20 protein-coding genes are annotated in these 17,662 nt (G+C 22.4%); 12 read left to right on the top strand and 8 right to left on the bottom strand.

From position 1 onward, the window contains the following. Positions 1 to 97 precede the first annotated feature (97 nt). Positions 98 to 505, bottom strand: a complete 408-nt coding sequence (locus AACK96_RS05630) for a transposase family protein (RefSeq protein WP_338973314.1) — start codon at positions 503 to 505, stop codon at positions 98 to 100. A 23-nt stretch (positions 506 to 528) separates the two neighbouring features. Beyond that, positions 529 to 951: a transposase family protein gene (locus tag AACK96_RS05635; RefSeq protein ID WP_338973316.1), complete on the bottom strand. Its 423-nt coding sequence runs from the start codon at positions 949 to 951 to the stop codon at positions 529 to 531. Between the two features lie 284 nt (positions 952 to 1,235). On the opposite strand from AACK96_RS05635, the gene AACK96_RS05640 reads away from it, so the two are divergent. The 8 genes from AACK96_RS05640 to AACK96_RS05675 all read left to right on the top strand — a co-directional run bounded on the left by AACK96_RS05640 (position 1,236) and on the right by AACK96_RS05675 (position 4,584). Further along, on the top strand, positions 1,236 to 1,361 hold the full coding sequence (locus AACK96_RS05640; protein WP_338973763.1) for a hypothetical protein: 126 nt from the start codon (positions 1,236 to 1,238) through the stop codon (positions 1,359 to 1,361). Further along, positions 1,361 to 1,606: a hypothetical protein gene (locus AACK96_RS05645; protein ID WP_338973650.1), complete on the top strand. Its 246-nt coding sequence runs from the start codon at positions 1,361 to 1,363 to the stop codon at positions 1,604 to 1,606. The genes AACK96_RS05640 and AACK96_RS05645 overlap by 1 nt, the downstream gene beginning before the upstream one ends. Positions 1,607 to 1,725: 119 nt before the next feature. Beyond that, complete coding sequence (locus AACK96_RS05650; RefSeq protein WP_338973765.1) at positions 1,726 to 2,553, top strand: hypothetical protein; 828 nt, start codon at positions 1,726 to 1,728, stop codon at positions 2,551 to 2,553. A gap of 16 nt (positions 2,554 to 2,569) precedes the next feature. Then, positions 2,570 to 2,728, top strand: coding sequence for a hypothetical protein (locus tag AACK96_RS05655; protein WP_338961498.1), 159 nt, complete (start codon positions 2,570 to 2,572; stop codon positions 2,726 to 2,728). A gap of 40 nt (positions 2,729 to 2,768) precedes the next feature. Beyond that, on the top strand, positions 2,769 to 2,957 hold the full coding sequence (locus tag AACK96_RS05660; RefSeq protein ID WP_174480113.1) for a hypothetical protein: 189 nt from the start codon (positions 2,769 to 2,771) through the stop codon (positions 2,955 to 2,957). 16 nt (positions 2,958 to 2,973) lie between these two features. After that, a complete protein-coding gene (locus AACK96_RS05665) occupies positions 2,974 to 3,351 on the top strand; it encodes a hypothetical protein (RefSeq protein ID WP_281747963.1) in 378 nt (125 codons plus the stop codon). A gap of 18 nt (positions 3,352 to 3,369) precedes the next feature. Continuing rightward, positions 3,370 to 4,389, top strand: coding sequence for a hypothetical protein (locus AACK96_RS05670; protein ID WP_338973766.1), 1,020 nt, complete (start codon positions 3,370 to 3,372; stop codon positions 4,387 to 4,389). Positions 4,390 to 4,428: 39 nt separating this feature from the next. Then, positions 4,429 to 4,584 (top strand): hypothetical protein, encoded by a 156-nt coding sequence (locus AACK96_RS05675; protein WP_174479916.1) that lies wholly within the window; start codon positions 4,429 to 4,431, stop codon positions 4,582 to 4,584. Between the two features lie 63 nt (positions 4,585 to 4,647). Here the strand turns inward: AACK96_RS05675 and AACK96_RS05680 are convergent, their stop codons facing one another. Next, positions 4,648 to 5,889: a DEAD/DEAH box helicase gene (locus tag AACK96_RS05680; protein WP_338973768.1), complete on the bottom strand. Its 1,242-nt coding sequence runs from the start codon at positions 5,887 to 5,889 to the stop codon at positions 4,648 to 4,650. A 456-nt stretch (positions 5,890 to 6,345) separates the two neighbouring features. Beyond that, positions 6,346 to 7,953, bottom strand: coding sequence for a hypothetical protein (locus tag AACK96_RS05685; RefSeq protein WP_338973770.1), 1,608 nt, complete (start codon positions 7,951 to 7,953; stop codon positions 6,346 to 6,348). Between the two features lie 356 nt (positions 7,954 to 8,309). Here AACK96_RS05685 and AACK96_RS05690 point away from each other — a divergent pair, with 356 nt between their 5' ends. The 3 genes from AACK96_RS05690 to AACK96_RS05700 all read left to right on the top strand — a co-directional run bounded on the left by AACK96_RS05690 (position 8,310) and on the right by AACK96_RS05700 (position 11,249). Beyond that, positions 8,310 to 10,031, top strand: coding sequence for a hypothetical protein (locus AACK96_RS05690; RefSeq protein ID WP_338973772.1), 1,722 nt, complete (start codon positions 8,310 to 8,312; stop codon positions 10,029 to 10,031). 13 nt (positions 10,032 to 10,044) lie between these two features. Further along, positions 10,045 to 10,953, top strand: coding sequence for an ABC transporter ATP-binding protein (locus AACK96_RS05695; protein WP_338973774.1), 909 nt, complete (start codon positions 10,045 to 10,047; stop codon positions 10,951 to 10,953). Positions 10,954 to 11,081: 128 nt separating this feature from the next. Next, complete coding sequence (locus tag AACK96_RS05700; RefSeq protein WP_338973776.1) at positions 11,082 to 11,249, top strand: hypothetical protein; 168 nt, start codon at positions 11,082 to 11,084, stop codon at positions 11,247 to 11,249. Between the two features lie 29 nt (positions 11,250 to 11,278). On the opposite strand, the gene AACK96_RS05705 is transcribed toward AACK96_RS05700, so the two are convergent. Beyond that, positions 11,279 to 12,853 (bottom strand): APC family permease, encoded by a 1,575-nt coding sequence (locus AACK96_RS05705; RefSeq protein WP_338973778.1) that lies wholly within the window; start codon positions 12,851 to 12,853, stop codon positions 11,279 to 11,281. A 158-nt stretch (positions 12,854 to 13,011) separates the two neighbouring features. Here AACK96_RS05705 and AACK96_RS05710 point away from each other — a divergent pair, with 158 nt between their 5' ends. Beyond that, complete coding sequence (locus AACK96_RS05710) at positions 13,012 to 14,259, top strand: ISNCY family transposase (RefSeq protein WP_338973779.1); 1,248 nt, start codon at positions 13,012 to 13,014, stop codon at positions 14,257 to 14,259. Positions 14,260 to 14,577: 318 nt separating this feature from the next. Here AACK96_RS05710 and AACK96_RS05715 read toward each other — a convergent pair whose 3' ends face one another. The 3 genes from AACK96_RS05715 to AACK96_RS05725 all read right to left on the bottom strand — a co-directional run bounded on the left by AACK96_RS05715 (position 14,578) and on the right by AACK96_RS05725 (position 17,516). Further along, positions 14,578 to 14,991 (bottom strand): hypothetical protein, encoded by a 414-nt coding sequence (locus AACK96_RS05715; RefSeq protein ID WP_338973439.1) that lies wholly within the window; start codon positions 14,989 to 14,991, stop codon positions 14,578 to 14,580. A 361-nt stretch (positions 14,992 to 15,352) separates the two neighbouring features. After that, positions 15,353 to 15,700, bottom strand: coding sequence for a hypothetical protein (locus AACK96_RS05720; RefSeq protein WP_338973781.1), 348 nt, complete (start codon positions 15,698 to 15,700; stop codon positions 15,353 to 15,355). A gap of 286 nt (positions 15,701 to 15,986) precedes the next feature. Continuing rightward, a complete protein-coding gene (locus AACK96_RS05725) occupies positions 15,987 to 17,516 on the bottom strand; it encodes a hypothetical protein (protein WP_338973783.1) in 1,530 nt (509 codons plus the stop codon). Positions 17,517 to 17,662: the final 146 nt, after the last annotated feature.

Below are 17,662 nucleotides of genomic sequence, written 5' to 3' on the forward strand. Positions count from 1 at the left end.
AAATAAGTTTCTATTTCGAAAACAAAAAAATGTTAATAATATTTTTATATTAACTTGATAATAATTTCAATTTTAAAAAATATATTTTTGATTTTTTTTATTTTAATGGTTTTATTTTATTAAAAATTTTACAAAGTAAGTTAAATCTTAAGTACATAAGTCTAAATTTACTTTTTCTACATTTATTTACTAAAATTTTGAATCTTTTTAATCAAGCAAAAACATGTTCAACTTTGATTCTAATTTTAGATACAATCTTATTATATTTTCTTTCTTGTTTAGTTAATTTTTTATTTTTACTTTTTTTAATTGGTATTATTGTATTTTCATAAATATTTTGTATACCTTGATATCCTAAATCACCAATAATTATTGTATTTTTAGAAAATACAAGATTTGAATTTTTTAATATTTGAAAATCATGCACTTTGCCATTATCAGCAAAAATATCAACAATATTTTTATTAAAAAAATCATATACAATTTGAAATTTTATAGAATACATTCAACTTTTACCAGAAAAATATTCTAACTGTAGTTTTTTTTAGTTGGTCTTTCAATTTCAATCTCAGTTGAATCAATTAAATAAAATTGAAATTCATTTAAATTTTCTTGTTTTTTATCATTTTTTGATTTATATTTTTCTTTTAAAAATTGATAATCTCTATCATTACTAAGTTTATTTTCAACTCAAGTAATATTTCGAAAACAGCTTGAAGGACTCATTTTATATTTAATACTCATTTGAAAAAAAGTATAATATTCTTTTCAATATTCAAGTGTCATCATCAATCTTTCTTCAACTGAAAGTTTATTTTTTCGACCTTTAGTTTTTTCTAATTTTTCTATTTCAATTAATTTTTCTAACATTTCATTAAAATGAAAATGTTTTATACCAAAATATCTATAAAATTTATCATTTTTTAATTTTTTTAAATTTTCAAAAGCCATATTTATCAACACCTTATTAATTCATTAATAAAATAAATTATAAAATTATTACTTGATTTTTCAAAAAAATAATTACGGAATATGTCTATTATATAAATTTAATAATAAATAAAATGTCAGAACATATTTATTCATTAGAACAAGAAATAATTAGAAAAAATCAAATAATAAAAGATAAATTGGAATAAAAAATGAATATAAAGAAAAATTACTTGAACATATTAAAAATATAAATTTTAAAGGAATTTTCGGTTTATTAATTGAAAAAATAGAAAATGGTGAATTTGATAATCAATAAAGAAAAACTAATTAATCATATTAATAATTTAATTAAATTAGAACCAGAACGTAGAACTGATGTAACTTTATTTATTTTAAAGGAATTAATTGAAAATGGAGAATTTGACTAATGATAATATTACCTACTTTGTTTGAAAATAAAGATGAAATTGAAATATTATCACCATTTCCAAAAGCAATTCATACAAGTAATGATATTAGAGCAATTATTTTAAGACAATACCCAAATGTTAAATCCAAACACATAATTGTTTCTGACCCCGAAAGTAATGTTGCATTAATAGTTGGTGATAATGATGTTTATCAAGGTTGAATTAAAGTAACAATTAAAAAATTAGAAATTAAAGGAGATTAAACAAATGCAAAAGGAAAAAATTAAAATTAGAAATTATGAATTTGAATTAAATTCTTATGTAGTAGATTCCTTATTAGATGTTATAAGAGAACTGATAAAAACAAATAAAGGAGAATAAAATGCCAAACGAAAATACACAATCAAATTATACTTTAACCAAATTAATTAGAACTGGTATAAGTCCTATTTGTGCAATGATTGGTACAAGTGCTTATTATGGTCAAGTAATTGCTAATCCAATATTAGGTTCAATTAATAGTTTATTATTTGGTAAAAAATTAGGTTTAGATATTTGAAATTTAAATCAAAGACCAAATACTAAAACTAAATTAATTAATAGTTATAAAAAAATAGCATTAGGATTAGGAACAATTGGTTTAGCAAATTATAGTAAATGAACAGAAAATAATATTAATCCTATTATTCCAACAACACCAATTCCAATAACTACTACAACTACAACAGAAGGTCCGCCATGATTACTATTAAATAAACAAGAAAATCAGTCATTAATGGATTGAGATACATATATTAGTTTAAATGCTTATGGTATATCAAATCTTATTAATGGATTAACGGAGTTAATACCTAATAAATTTGAAACAATAAGAAAGATTTGTAATATGGCAACTGGTGGATGTTTAATATCAAGTGGTGTAGCAATGGGTATTAATAATAATTTTAATAATGCTTATGCAGTACCTACAATTGTTGCTGGTGCAAGTGAAATTATCCATAATTTATTACCTATGGAAACTACACATCATAATGAAGAAATGCAAGAAACATCATTTAATGATGAAACTACAAGATTAATTAATGACAATAGATTTACTATTAATAGTGAAACTGCAAGTCAATATTATGGTAGTGATAATATGAGCGAAGTACCATTAAATCATGATAATGCTTCATTAAATTGAGATTATAATCACATGAGTTTATAAAGGAGGTGAATAATTTATGAATAAAGAAAAATTACTTGAATATTATAATAATGAAATTCATACATATAAAGAGAGAATGGAACAATTAAATAAAGAAATTGCCTTATTAGTAAGCATTATAAGTAATTCAAAATCGATGATTGAAAGAATTAATGGTGGTCAATTTGATGAATAATTAAAAATTAAAAATAAATAGTTGAAAGGAAAATATTGAGATGAAAGAATTTTTACATGAATTAATAATTATTGGAACAAGTGTTGGAACATTAATTTGCAGAGAAATTATTGTTTTATTAAAAAGATTTATCACAACTCCAAAACATGTTAGAGCAAATAACAAAATTATTAAACATCAAAAAAAATTAGCAAAGTTAAATGAAAAGATTAATAAAGAAAATAAATAAAAAAGTGGTGATGTAAATGTTAGAAAATGAAAATAATGTTCAACAAACAACTGAACCTTTAACTGAAAATAATGCTTCTTCACAAGAAATAGAAAATAAAGTTAATGAAGCAGAAAATAAGTTAAATAAACTTAATCAAGAAATTAAAGAAAAAGAAATGATTAATATATTTAAAAAATATCAAGTTAAAAGTGAATTTTATGATTATTTAAAATTTAAAACTAATAATTTAGAAAATTCAAAAATTGAAGAAACTATTAAAAAAATGATTAAAGAACAACCAGTATTTAAAGAAACAATTAATACAGGTGGCAAACCACAGACAATAATAACAAATCAACCAAATTCAATAAAAAGTACTTTATTGGATTATAAAAAGAAAAATAATTTATAACAGAAAGGAAAATAAAAAATGGCAGTACCATTCAATAAAAATTTAGATAATACCGAAAAATTAGTAGAAGCACCAGAGTTTATAGAATTTTATAAACAATCAAATTCACCATGAGCAAGTTTTTTTCCTATTGAAATGGTTAATTCTACAAAAATTGAATTTATAGTTAAAAAACCAAAAAATCCAGAAATTAAAGTACTAAAATGAAATGATAAAAGTAAAGGATTAGATGTTAGTTATGCTGAAACTATTAAAATTTTAAAAGAAATTAAAGAAGAAGCAGTTGCAGGTGAAATAATTGCTAATGTTGATTTAAATGCTGAAAATGGACAAAATTTATTAAATACAATGCAATATGAAGTTGCTAATGATTTAGCAGATTATTTAGCAAATAATGATACAAATGTAATTGCAAAATATGCAACTAAAGTAGATATTACTGATAAAACACCAGTAGGATATTTAAAATCAATGTTAGATGCTTGAAATACTTTATTTCAACTAAGAAATAGTAATAATTGTCGTTTTTTTATTACTAATAATCTTTATGATAGTATTGTTTATTTAGCTAATAATAAAGGTTTAATTACTGATAATCAGATTGCTCAACAATTAAGATTAAATGGAAATGATTTATATATTAAAGGTGTACTATGTCAAATTGTTATGGATGATTATATGACTTTTACTGATAATAATGAAACTAAAATTATGTCTTTTGTTTTAGCAACACCAAGAGCAATGAAAAGATATATGTTGCAAAATACAGTTGTATATGTTCAAGATATTGCTGATGGTAAAGTTGGAAGAAGATATTTAGTTGGTGGAGAAGTAACTGGTGAATCAATACCCTATATAACAGATGAAGAAACAACTTCACGTTGAATGTTATGTGCAATCATTAATAATGATAAAACTGATTTAAAAACTAAAATTACAAGTTTAACAATTGATATTACTGCAAATGTTAATAACAATAATAGTGAATTAAATACACAAATAAAATGTACACTGATTTTGGGTATTTTAGATGTATAAGAATAAATATGCCAAAAAAATAGTGAGAAAGGGATTTTTATGGATGAAAAAAATAAAAGAGAAAAAGAAATAGCAAGAATAAAAGAAAAAATTGCAGCTAATAAATTAAAAAAAGAATCCGAAAAAGCTGAAAAAGAAAGACAACAACAAGAAATCGAAAATAAGAAAAAAAATGAAAATAAAAAAACTTTATAAAAATAATATTTAAAGAAAAAATCACTTAATAATTAAGTGATTTTTTTATAAAAATGAATAATTTTAATATTTTGGTTTTCTTTTTCATTTTGAATTATTATCAACATTACGTTTAAAATCATTTCTATTGTTATGAGATGAAAAATTTAATTTAGTCGGTACTTTAACAACATTTTTAGGTAAATCTCAACCTGTAGTATCTAGTAAAGTAATTTCGTGATTTTGATAATATTGAATTTCTTGAATTTCATTATATTGAACTCTATTACTTACTAAAGTAATAGCAGTGCCTTGTGCTCCAGCACGAGCTGTTCTACCAATACGATGAGTATAGTACTCATATTCGCGTGGAATATCATAATTAAAAACATAATCAATACCATTAATGTCAATTCCTCTAGCAACAACATCAGTAGCAATTAGTACTTTAACCTTACCATTTTTAAATTGTCTCATTGCTTCCATACGTTCTCTTTGACTTTTATCACCGTTAATAACAGCACATTTAATATTATTTTGTTCTAATAATTGTGCGATTTTGTTAGTAAAAGCTTTTGTATTTGAAAAAACAATACTTAATTGTGGTTGTAATTTTTGATATAAAGCAACTAATGCAGTTTCTTTTGTTATATTACGACAATCAAAATAATATTGTTTAATATTTGCTTGTTGTAATTTTTGACTTTCATCTTCAACACTAATACTAACTGGATTACTTTGATAATCATCAGCAATTTTTAAAACTGGTTTTGACATTGTCGCTGAAAAAAGAACAGTTTGAATATTTTGAGGTGAATTTTCAAATAAGAAGTCAATATCTTTTTTAAATCCCATTTTTAACATTTCATCTGCTTCATCTAAAACTAATGTTTTAATTGAATTTAATCTTAAACTGCCACGATTAATATGATCAGTAATTCTTCCTGGTGTTCCAACAACTATGTTACTAGTTCTTAAATCATATAATTGATTTCTAATATTAACACCACCGCATAATAAAGCAACATTAACGCCATTTAAAAAATAAGCATATTTTTTTACTTGTTTAGCAACTTGGATTGCCAATTCTCTAGTTGGACAAACAATAATAGCTTGATTACGATATAATTTTATATCTAAATTATGTAATATAGGTAAGACAAAGGCAGCAGTTTTTCCGGTTCCGGTATGGCTTTTTCCAATAATATCTTTTTTTTGTAAAGAAACTGGAATTGTCTTCTTTTGAATTGGTGTTGGGGTAGTATAACCTCATTTAGCAATAGCAGCAGTTAATTCTTGTTTTAAATTTAGTTCTGTAAAACTCATATATTTCTCCTTAAAAATAAATTTGGAATAAATTTAGAAAAAATGATAATTATAACCTGAAAAATAACCTCTAAAAGAGGATTATTTTAAAAAAGGATTAGTTTTATTTATTATTTATATATAATATACTTACTTACATTTTAAAGTATTAATTCATCTAATTTTTCTAAAATTAAAAGTTGTCAAATAATTTCATGATATTATTTATTTCTTTGACATCATTAACAACTTTTTGATATTTTTTTATCAATCATATCTTAAAAGAAAATTGCGAATTAATCAACAACTTAAATATAATACACTATTTTTAATTAAATGTAAAGATAAATTTATAGAAATGAAAATATAAAAATAATAATTAAAACACTATACAAATTTTTAATTTTAATAAATTTAAAAATTTAAATTATATTAGAAATTTTTTATCATAACAAAAAAATTGAAAAATAATATAAATTATCAAACATTAGTATCTGCTTTTTTAATAATTCAATTATCAAATAAAATATGATTATTTTTATGATTCTTAATCATTCCAGTTAAAAAACTAGTGTTTACATAACGAATAGTTAAATAATTATAACCATGCATACCACCCGCATTTCTTTTAACTTTAAATGTATTATCATCTAATTTTTCCACACTAGTTCTATCACTTAAAGTAGGATTTTTTGCTCCTTTTCAAAGACCATTTAAAGTAACTGAAATATTACCTTTAATAAGACCTTCGGTTGTAGCTTTAGAATTTATTTTTGAACTAATATAATCACTAATATCACTCATTGTTTTATTATTTTGAACAAAATTATCAAAATCTCCGGGATTCATATATATTGTTAAATTATTATCAGTAGTGATATCAATACGCCCTTTAGCAAATTCACTTTTTGTATAAAATATTTTACCTAATGCTGTTGCTGTTTGCTCTGCTCATTCATCTTGCGTTTGATTAGGGCTAATATTAATAAAATCTAAAGTCATTGGCGTTAATCTTAATCCTGAAATGCTTCAATCACTAATAGTGATTTTTCCAAAAGCATTAATTTTATTTTTACTTTCTTCAGGCACTCCTTGTTTTCCAACAAGTCACTTAGTAATCTCATCTGAAAAAGCTGTTGCTGTTGGTGATAAATAATTTTTCAAAGAATCAATTGCTTCATCAATTGTAGATTTAGTAAGCGCTTCATACATATGATCACCACTAGCATAAACATCATTTTTTTGAAGAACTTCTGATTGAGCATTAATATCAACTTTAGTAATATTAACTTTATTGTTATTAAGTTTTCTAGTAATTAATTCTTTTGCTTTTTGTAATAAACTTTCACTATCAGTAGTGGTGCTTTCTATTTGTATCATAAAATCTTTTAATACTTTTGTTACATTACCAGTTGAAGCTTCAATTAAAGACTTTAAATTAGCGCCAGTATTAGCGTAATTAAAATCAAAAATATTAGATACTTCAATTTCTGTCTTTTTGTTACTTTCATCTTTATAAGATAATTTTAATTTTAAGTCTGCAGCAAGTTTATATCACATTGTTATGTTATACGTTGCTGGATCATAATTTTCAATACCAAAATCAGCTTTTTCCTTAGTTCAATTGAATTGTTTATTTGTCATTGTTGTTCCATTAAAATCAATTTTTAAAATTTCACTAGTAGTTATATTATTAAATAATGGTTTTAAATCAGATGGTTGTAATAAATAATCCTCAATAATAAGATTTGTAATATCTTTTTGAAGCCTAGTTAAAAATATATCTTTTATTTTACTATCAACCAGAGTGTCACTATCTTTAGATAAACTATTTAAATTATTAGTAATATCTTTTCCAGATTCACCAAATTCATCTTCAAAAGTTAAATTCTTATATTCACTAATTAAATTTGCAAGTCCTAAACTAATTTGCTCTTTAGCTTTTTTTAATAATTCTTGTACATCAGCATTTTCCGATACTTCATCATCAGTATCAGAACTATTACCATTTCCACATGCCACTACATTTACTGCTAATGGTGCTGTTAATCCAAAAATTGCTAATAATTTTAATATTCCCTTCACTCTAGTACCCTCCTAAAATTTCTTTTAATATATTTTATTAAAGTTTTAGTATATTCTATAATATTTATAATTAAAATGTTGTGAATATATTAACTTTAATATTTCAGTAAACTAATAAGTTTATAAAAAATCAAGTTTAATTTAATAATTAAAAAATAAGCATTGTAATCATAATTATTAGATTATCTTTTATATCAAAATTTGTTAAATTTTATTACTTATAATTAAAATGTTTAAATAATATTTCTTTTTTTATGCAGTTTAATAAAAAATAATTTTTCTTTTTCATTAAATTATATTTTATAAACAAAAAAAATAATTGATTATAATTGATAATATGTAAAGGAGAAAAAATAATGGACAGATTACTAGAAACCACAACGAAAACTATAGAAAAAACTAAAACCAAAAAGGCAAGTTGATTTAAGTTATTTAGATTAATTATGATTAAAATTAGTTACAGTTTTATTACGGCATTTTTATTTTTATTTTCAATAGTAATTTCGGTATTGAGCATTAGTGTTTTGTTTTTTTTAAATTTATCAATAGAAGATTTTATTATTGATTTACAATATTATATTATGATTTTTTATAGTATATTTTTATTTATTTTTATTTTATTAAATGCTATAAAAATTTTTGGTACTCAATTTGAAGATAGTTCTTTCTTATTATTACTTACTAAACCTTATACAAGAAATGTTATTATTTTAACTCAATACGCTGCTTTATTTTTTATCAGTTTAACTTTTATTTTCATAAATATTATTGCTTTATTAATATTTGGCGGGATTTGTGGAATTATTATAAAAGTTTCTTATTTAGCTTTTTACGTATTAACTATCCTAAAGTTTTTTGGCTTTTGCTCTTTATTTGCTGTTTTAGTTACTGTTGGTGTAGTAACAATGTTAGTTTTTACTCCATCACAAACAGTTTTTTTAATTTTTGTTATTTTCTGTAGTCTATTTTTATTAGGTGGTTTGCCTTACTCATTAACCAAAATAAATAGTGACATTATTAAAATTAATTTTGAAAATAATATCCAATATACTGTTAGTGAAATCAAAGAAGCAATTTTATTTAAACAAAATTTAGAAAAAGGATTAATTAAATATCCAAATTTAACAAAAGCTATTTTTGATTTTTATTCTAATCTTAGTGATCAAGAATTAAAGGATATTAAAAAAAATAATGTTATTAATAAGCGTATTGATTTTTATCAAAAATTAGGATTTATTAAAACAAATCCTACTGTTAAAACTCTTAGTGGTAAAACAACCACTTGAAAACCAATTGAATTTCAAAATAAAGATATATTTATGAAAATTACTTTTAATAGTTATTTTAAAAACTTAGATGAATTAAAAAATAATGTTGATAATAATCAAATTACAGAAGACTTAATTAATATAATTAATGATTATGATAAAAAGTATAATATTGATTCATTTATGGATCTGCAAAGTGGTAAAGCACCTTCACTATTAACATACGATACTGATATTAATAATACTTATATACAAATTACAGGTCCAATATTAGAAAAACCCGTTCCACTATCACCCAAGGAAATTAAAAATATTTTTATTGATACATATGCATATAAATTTGATTTTCGTAATGAATTTAATAAAATTTTTTATAATCCTGTTTATTTTTTAGTTAGAACAACCGAAGAATATATTTATAATCAAATTCATACTTATCGTCAGATTACTAATAATTCTGTTACTAATGATAAAAATTATAAAAATTACATTAGTATTGCAAATAGTTATCAATTTATCAATGCAATAAATTTTATTGAACATTGAAATCAAATTTGAACTTATTTTATGGACTACTATGGTGATTTTTGATTTGAACCTTATGCAACATCTAGTATCGATTTTGATACACAAAAAAATACTTTATTTAGTTATCCTGATTTTAAACTAACACTAAATAATAAAAAAATAAAAACTGATAACATTGATTATTTTCAAAATAATCAATCAGTTCTTGAAATATATTGTGGATTTTCTATCTTTTTATTCTTACTTTCTTATTTAATGTATAATCGAAAAATTGTTAGTTAGGAGAAAACTTATTATGGGAACTACAGAAGACATTATGATTAGTGTCAGAAACTATAACAAAAAATTTAAAAAGTTTAATATTAGTAATATAAATTTTACTGTATTTAAAGGAACTATTCATGCTTTGGTTGGTCAATCTGGTAGCGGAAAATCTGTTTTATTAAAGTCTATCATTGGTGCAATGCCTAGTAACAGATACAGTGGTACAATTAAGGTTAATGATTACAAAGCAGGAAGTGCAAAATCAAAATTAAGTTTAGGTTATTCCTTAAATTTAGAAAACTTTCCACAAGGTTTAACAGCTTATAATTTTCTAAAATATTTAGGACAAACAACCACTATTACCGATAGTGCTCTAGAAGTTAATTTACAAAAATTATTAAATAATTTTAATTTATGAGAACATCGTAATAAGGGTTTAAATTCTTTCTCTTCAGGAATGAAAAATAGAATTATGCTAATTCAAGCCTTAGCACATGATCCAGAACTAGTAATTCTTGATGAACCTGGTGCAAACTTAGATTCAGAGTCACGAAAATATTTTACAAATGTATTAAAAAGATTAAAAGCAGAAGGTAAAACTATTTTCTTAACAACTCATATGATTAACGAGGTTAAAGATATTATTGATGATTGTACTATTATTGATTTGGGAAAAATGCTTTATAGTGGACCAATAGCAAAATTTGATGTTGGCAAAATTTTTATTTTGACTACTAACAATTTACCATTAACAGCCACTATATTAACAAAATATCAATATCAATTTAAATATCTTAAAGATTTAAATGAAATCTTAATTCGCTTAGATACACAAGAAAAAATTGATAATCTTAGTTTAATTTTAAATAAATATAAAATTGGTATTCAAAATCTTTATGAAAAAGAAATAGATTTATCACATTTAAAAAATTTTTTATAAAATAAAAAACAAAAATTTAACTATAAAATTTCTAATCTTTTTAATTTCTTATAGTATAATTATTTATAAACTTAATATAAGTTTAATTATTTTAAATAAATACCTTTTCATTTTAATAAGGAGAAAAAATGCAAAAAGTTAATGAATGAATAAATAAACATCAACATGAATTTAAGAAAACACTTGAAGAAAAAAATCAAATAAAAATAAATTGAGAACAAGAATACAAAATAATTAATAATTTAAAAGAAGAAATAAACAACAAATATAAAAAAACTAATTTAATAAAAAAATAAGTTACTCTATAGAGTAACTTATTTTTTTATTAACTATTACATTTTGCTAATTTTGCTTGATGTTCTAAATTAAAAGTAAATTCACTATTCAATTCTACTTGTAAATTAGGATTTGTTTTTAAACGAATTTTATATTTTTTATAGTAATAAGCAAAGTATCAAGTTATTGCAAAAATCACATTACTTAAAATAAATACTAATTCAATAACCATAGCAACTATTGCACTTGAATCAGTTGCTGTAACTGCATCATAAATAATAGAATAATAATGTCAAACAAACATTAAACCTAAAGTTACTAAAATAAATGGAAAAGTAATTTTTTCATATCAATTTAGTTTTAATTTTTTATCTAATGCTAATTTTAATACTGTAATTAAAACCATGATATAAATAAACATTGTAATTACAGAAAAAGCTGATGATAAATTAGCAACATTAAAAGCTGATGAATATTGTTGATCAGGATGTGAAACTAACCAAATTCCTTTAATCAAATCAGGAATAACTAATCATAAAATTAACATAACAGATGTTACTATTAAATTAATAACTGCTGCTTTAACAGGAATTCCATCTTTATTTAAATTAAATAACTTATTAGAAATATATCCTTCTTTAGAAAGCGGCTGTAATGTGGTACCACCATATAAAGCGTTTTGCATTGCGATATTAATTTTTAAAGCTAACCCACTAATAATCATTATAATTGGACCACCATAGATAATTATTTTGCTTGTAAAAGGACTTCACGCACCCATATTCATATTTTGCACAAAGACTCTATATCCTAAAAAGAAAATTAATGAAATAACAACATAGAAAACTGTCATAATTATCATAATTAAAGTAATACCTTTACCAATATTTTTTTCAGGATTATTAACGTTTTTACCTGCTGTTGAAAAAATTTCAAAACCAGCAAAGAAAAAGAAACATGAAGTAAAAGTATTCATAAATCCAGCAAAAGAAAATGTACTCTCAGTAGTTCAGTAATTTCAATTTGATGAACCATTAGTTATTGCTAAACTAATTCCAGCAATAACTAAAAATCCGGCTGTTAATCACTTAATAATTGATGTTGTATGTGCCATTTTTTTATATATTTTAATCCCAGCAAAAATAACAGAAGCTGAAATCATATAAATAAAAATTCCAATGAAATCTAAATATAAATCAGAAAATGGTCCTCAATTAGCACTATACCATTGTGGTTGACCATTACTAATAAATTCTGGAGAAAAAGTTCCTCTAATTAACATCATTACTTGAATTGTCACAACAAATGGTAAACAAGCATATTGCATAAAACCTACTAATCAACCTCAGAATCTACCAAAAGTTGTCCTAACATAGATATATGCACCACCATTATTATCAGAATTATGAATTCTAGATAATTTTGCAAAAGCTCATGCACAATTACCCGCCACAAAACCAATTAATAAATACACTCATATTGCATTAATTCCAATTGAATTAGGTTTTCCAATATTAGATAATATTGCAAAATTACCAATAAAACCAATTCCTACTGCATAATTAAAACCTAATCAAACAAATTCTTTTAATGACAATCGTTTATGAGATTCATCACTCTTCATTATTTTTTCCTCCTTAATATTTTTAAAATTAATTGTAACATTTAAAAAGAAAAATAACAAAATATTTTTCATTAATTGTCATTATTTAGTGATAATTTCCTATTAGTTATCGAGTAAAAATTTCCCAAAAGTGAAGTTAAATATACTTGGTGATAAAAATGGAAAGAAGCATGACTATGAAAGAAAAATATAAGTACAAAATTATAAATGATATTATTATTAATAAATTATCTAAACATCAAGCCAAGAATAAACTTAATCTAACTATTAGAAGAATTAACCAATTAATTCAAATTTTTAATAGAGAAGGTAAAGTTGGTTTTATTCATAAATCTCGCAATACAATTTCTAATAAGGCAACAAATTTTGAAATCAAAATTAAGATTATCAACTTGTATAAAACAAAATATTATAATTTTAATTTTCAACATTTTCATGAGAAATTAATGAATGAAGAAAAAATTAAAATTTCATATAGCACACTTTATACTATATTAATCAAAGAAAAAATTACTTCACCAAAAAGACATAAAAATAAAAAAAATAACTTACATCCAACAAGAAATCGAAGAACAAATTTTGGTGAATTAATTCAAATGGATGCAAGTAATCATCATTGATTTGGTAACGATAAACCAAAATCATTTTTACATGCTGCAATTGATGATGCTACAGGAAATATTGTTGGACTATGATTTGATCATCAAGAAACATTAGATCGTTATTATAATGTTTTTTATCAAATTTTAACTAATTATGGCATACCAAAAACATTTTATACTGATAATAGAACAGTTTTTGGATATAAGAAAAAAATTGATTCAGGTAAAATAAACACAGAAAATGACACTTATACTCAATTCCAAAAATGCTGTAATGATTTGGGTGTTGAAATAATTAGAACTTCAATTCCACAAGCTAAAGGTAGAATTGAACGTTTATTTGGAACACTTCAAAGTCGATTAATTAGTGAATTACGACTTAATAAAATTAAAACATTAGATGAAGCTAATCAATTTCTCAAAATGTACATAAACGTTTTTAATAAACAGTTTGCCTTTCCTATTGATGATAATAAATCTGCTATGGTTAAAGCTCCTACACAAGAAGAAATAAATATTTATCTTTCAAGATTTTCTAAAAGAAAAACAGATAGTGGTTCAACTATAACATATTATGGTAAAAAATATTTTCCTTATAAAAATAACAAAGTTCAATACATACAATCTCGAATTGATGTAATTGTACTTAAATCGTTTATTAATGAATTATATCTTAGTTACAATAATCAAATATATGAACTAAAAGAAATAGCACTAAAACCAATTATTAAAGACAACTTGATAAAAACTAAAAAAGTTTATATACCCAATAAAAATCATCCTTGAAGATATGGATATCAATAATTCCTAATTAAAGTTATATAAGATTTACATTTTTTGAATACTAAACCATATAAATTTTTAAAATGTTTGTATATGAGCAAATTTGGTGCTTTAAAATTGATTTTAAAGATATAAAGAGATTACAAATTCAATATCTTCCTCTTTTACATTTTTTTGTGATTTTCTACTAGAACTTTGACTTTTGCTTGTTGAAGCTTCACTGTTTACTTTTGATTTGTCTTTTTGAAATCCAAGAGCATTAGTAACTCTTTTTTTATTTTTTTCTAGTATTTTATAAAATACTAGAAAAAAAGAACTTTCATTGTTAATTGAAAAAATTTAGGCAAAAAAAGCACGATTATTATATCCACTAGTTGAAGGTTGATTTGTCAACTCCATTGAATTTATTTCTTCTTTTTCAAGTTCTTTTAATAAGTTTTTTTTATTGTTATTTATTTTACAATTATAAATACAATAACCAATAATAATTGATGTTGTAATTAATCCATAACCAATAAAACCTGTTGTTGGTCAAAAATAATCTGACTCATAAAAATTAGTTAAATAATTTTTAATATTTGTTCATATATCTTTTTTTGTTTCAAAAAGTTCAGTACTAGTATTATTAGCATTATTAGTTTGATTATTGAAATTTGTCATTTCAGTTGTTGTTATTTTATTGAATATTTTTGATACAGGAGTTGAGATTACCGATGGTAAAGTAGTTATGTTATTAATAATTACCGATAGCATACTATCATTTCATGAATTGGTCTCCATATAAACTATCCTTTCAAAATAAAAACCTATTTGTTTAAAAATAAAACAATGGGTTAAAAACTATATTTAGTTTTTAACAATATTATAATTAATAAATTTTTAAATATTAAATATTTCTATATTATAAAAAATAGAAACTAAAATTTTCAGGATTATTTAAAATTTGTGTATTTTACTGAAATAGTTTAAATTTCCCAAAATAATTTAGTTTTTTTGATAAGTATTTTGGGAAATTTTCACTCGATATTGACAAATATTTTTCATTAAATATTTTGTTATTAATTAAATTAATGACATATATTCTAATTTTAATGATAATAATTATTAAAACCATTTAAGTAAATAACAATCTACTATGTTCACTTATTGAATGTTGATTTTGCAAATCAACATTATTTATTGAAATTATTTCATCTTGTAATAAAGGAATTATTTCTCCTTTATGATGCTTTATTTCTTGTTCAATTTCTTTTTGATGTTGATCTAAATCTTCATTACTTACATTATTAATTAGAGATACTGTTTTCATATTTAGTTCTGTTTGATGAAATTGTCGTTCAATAGTAACTAACTCTGTTAAATTCTCTAAATTATTTTCTGCTATTGTTTTATCGATTTGTGATTTTAAAGAAAATGGTTTATTATAAACAAAACCAAACCCCATTGAAACAAAAAATAACACAAGCTAAAAATAATAATCATTCATTTCCAACAAAATTATCTTTGGCATTTACTAATACTTTTTTTATACTTTGTAATTGAAATGAATTTATTTCATTTCAATCAATATTATCTATACGTTGTTGAATTTGACTTTTTATATTTTCGACTATTACTGGCAAACTTTTATATTTAAAAATATATTCAATTTCTTCTTTAGTAATTTTACTGAAAATACTACATATTTCGATTATTTTACTAAATGCTATTTTATTATCTTCTATTACTTTTATTGAATCCTTTTTTAATTATTCAATTAAAATTTGAAAATCTAAATTTGAAATTTGCCTTCTTTTTATTACTAACATTTCATGCACTATTTTTATATTTGGCGCTACTTCATGACCATTACGACGATAAGGGTACGGATATTTCATAACTATTTCAGCTGAAGCACCACCAAGTACAGATCTAAGTCAAGAATATATATATTGTATATTTTCAACATCTGTTATATTGCCAGTAATATTAAGTTTGGTTATTCCTGTAACGTGTTCTCTATTAAAAACTTCCATTGAAATAATAAAATCTTTAAAAAAATCAGAATTAAAATCATTCATAATATGTCCTGCTTCATGTATACAACTTTTAATTTTACCATCTCATGTTTTAATGTTAAAACTATTACCATTTATAATTGATGTAAAATATTGTTTTTTCAATGGTGATAGTTGCACTAATTGACTTGGTTTTAATTCTAAAATTTGTCATAAATAAAATGAACTTACTTGTTGTTTCGTCAATGATTTAACTTGTACTGGGGTCAATGATCTAATTTGTAGTGGTAAAAACTCTTGAATTTGTTTTTCCGTAAATTCTGAAATTTGTTCTTCTGTAAATTTTGAAATTTGTTTTGGTTTAAATCATGATATTTGTTCTGGTTTAAAAAATTTAATTTGTATTGGGGTCAATGCTTTAATTTGTTGTATTGTAAAAACTTCAATTTGTTCTCTTGTTAATGATTTAATTTGTTCTTCTGTTAATGCTTTAATTTGTTGTATTGTAAAAATTTGAATTTGTTCTTTTGTTAATGCTTTAATTTGTATTGGGGTCAATGCTTTAATTTGAGAAATTGTTAATAATAAAAAATGTTCTAGAGAAATTTTTGAAATTTGCTCTGGTGCTATTTCTGAAAATTGTGTCGGTGTTAATCAAAAAACTTCTCATAAAAATAATTTAGTTTTTTCTGGTGTAAACTTGTTAATTTGTTCTTCTGTAAAGGATTGAATCTGTTTTTGTGTAAAATACTGGACTTGTTCTGAAGTAAATCATGGGATTTGTTCTAGTTTAAATCATGGAATTTGAATTGGTGTAAATGCTTGAATTTGAGATGGTTCAAGCGATTTCATTTGTTTTTTGGTAAATGATTGTATTTGTTTTTCTGTAAATTCTGAAATTTGTCATGATTTGAATCATGAAATTTGCTCTGGTTTAAATCATGATATTTGTTTTTCTCTAATTATTGTAATATCTCATACTTGAATGTTTTGAATTTGTTCTTTTGTTAATGCTTGAATTTGTAATAAATTTAATTCATAAATTTTCATTATATTTATATTATCAATTGAATTAGTTTCCCTTTTAATTCTATTTAAATTAAAATCTAATATCGTTGTAATATTTTTATTATCAATTAACAATTGATTTCTTGTTATCATTTCATTATTTGTCATAGGTATTGCTATTGATAGATCATGTGTTTTTTTATTTTGTTGGTCAAAACTAAAAACAGTTAACGTTCATACTTTAAATCAATAATTTGGATTAAAAATTTTCATAATTTATACTATCCTTTCTTTTTAGAAATAAAAAAACCACTTACTTTCAAAAATAAAGTAAAGGGTTAAAAACTTATATTTTTTTAATATTATCGTAATAATACACTATTTTAAAATAGTGTTATAAATAATGCTATTAATTGAAA

This window comes from Spiroplasma endosymbiont of Tricholauxania praeusta, assembly GCF_964019535.1.
Classification (GTDB): domain Bacteria; phylum Bacillota_I; class Bacilli_A; order Mycoplasmatales; family VBWQ01; genus Spiroplasma_E; species Spiroplasma_E ixodetis_A.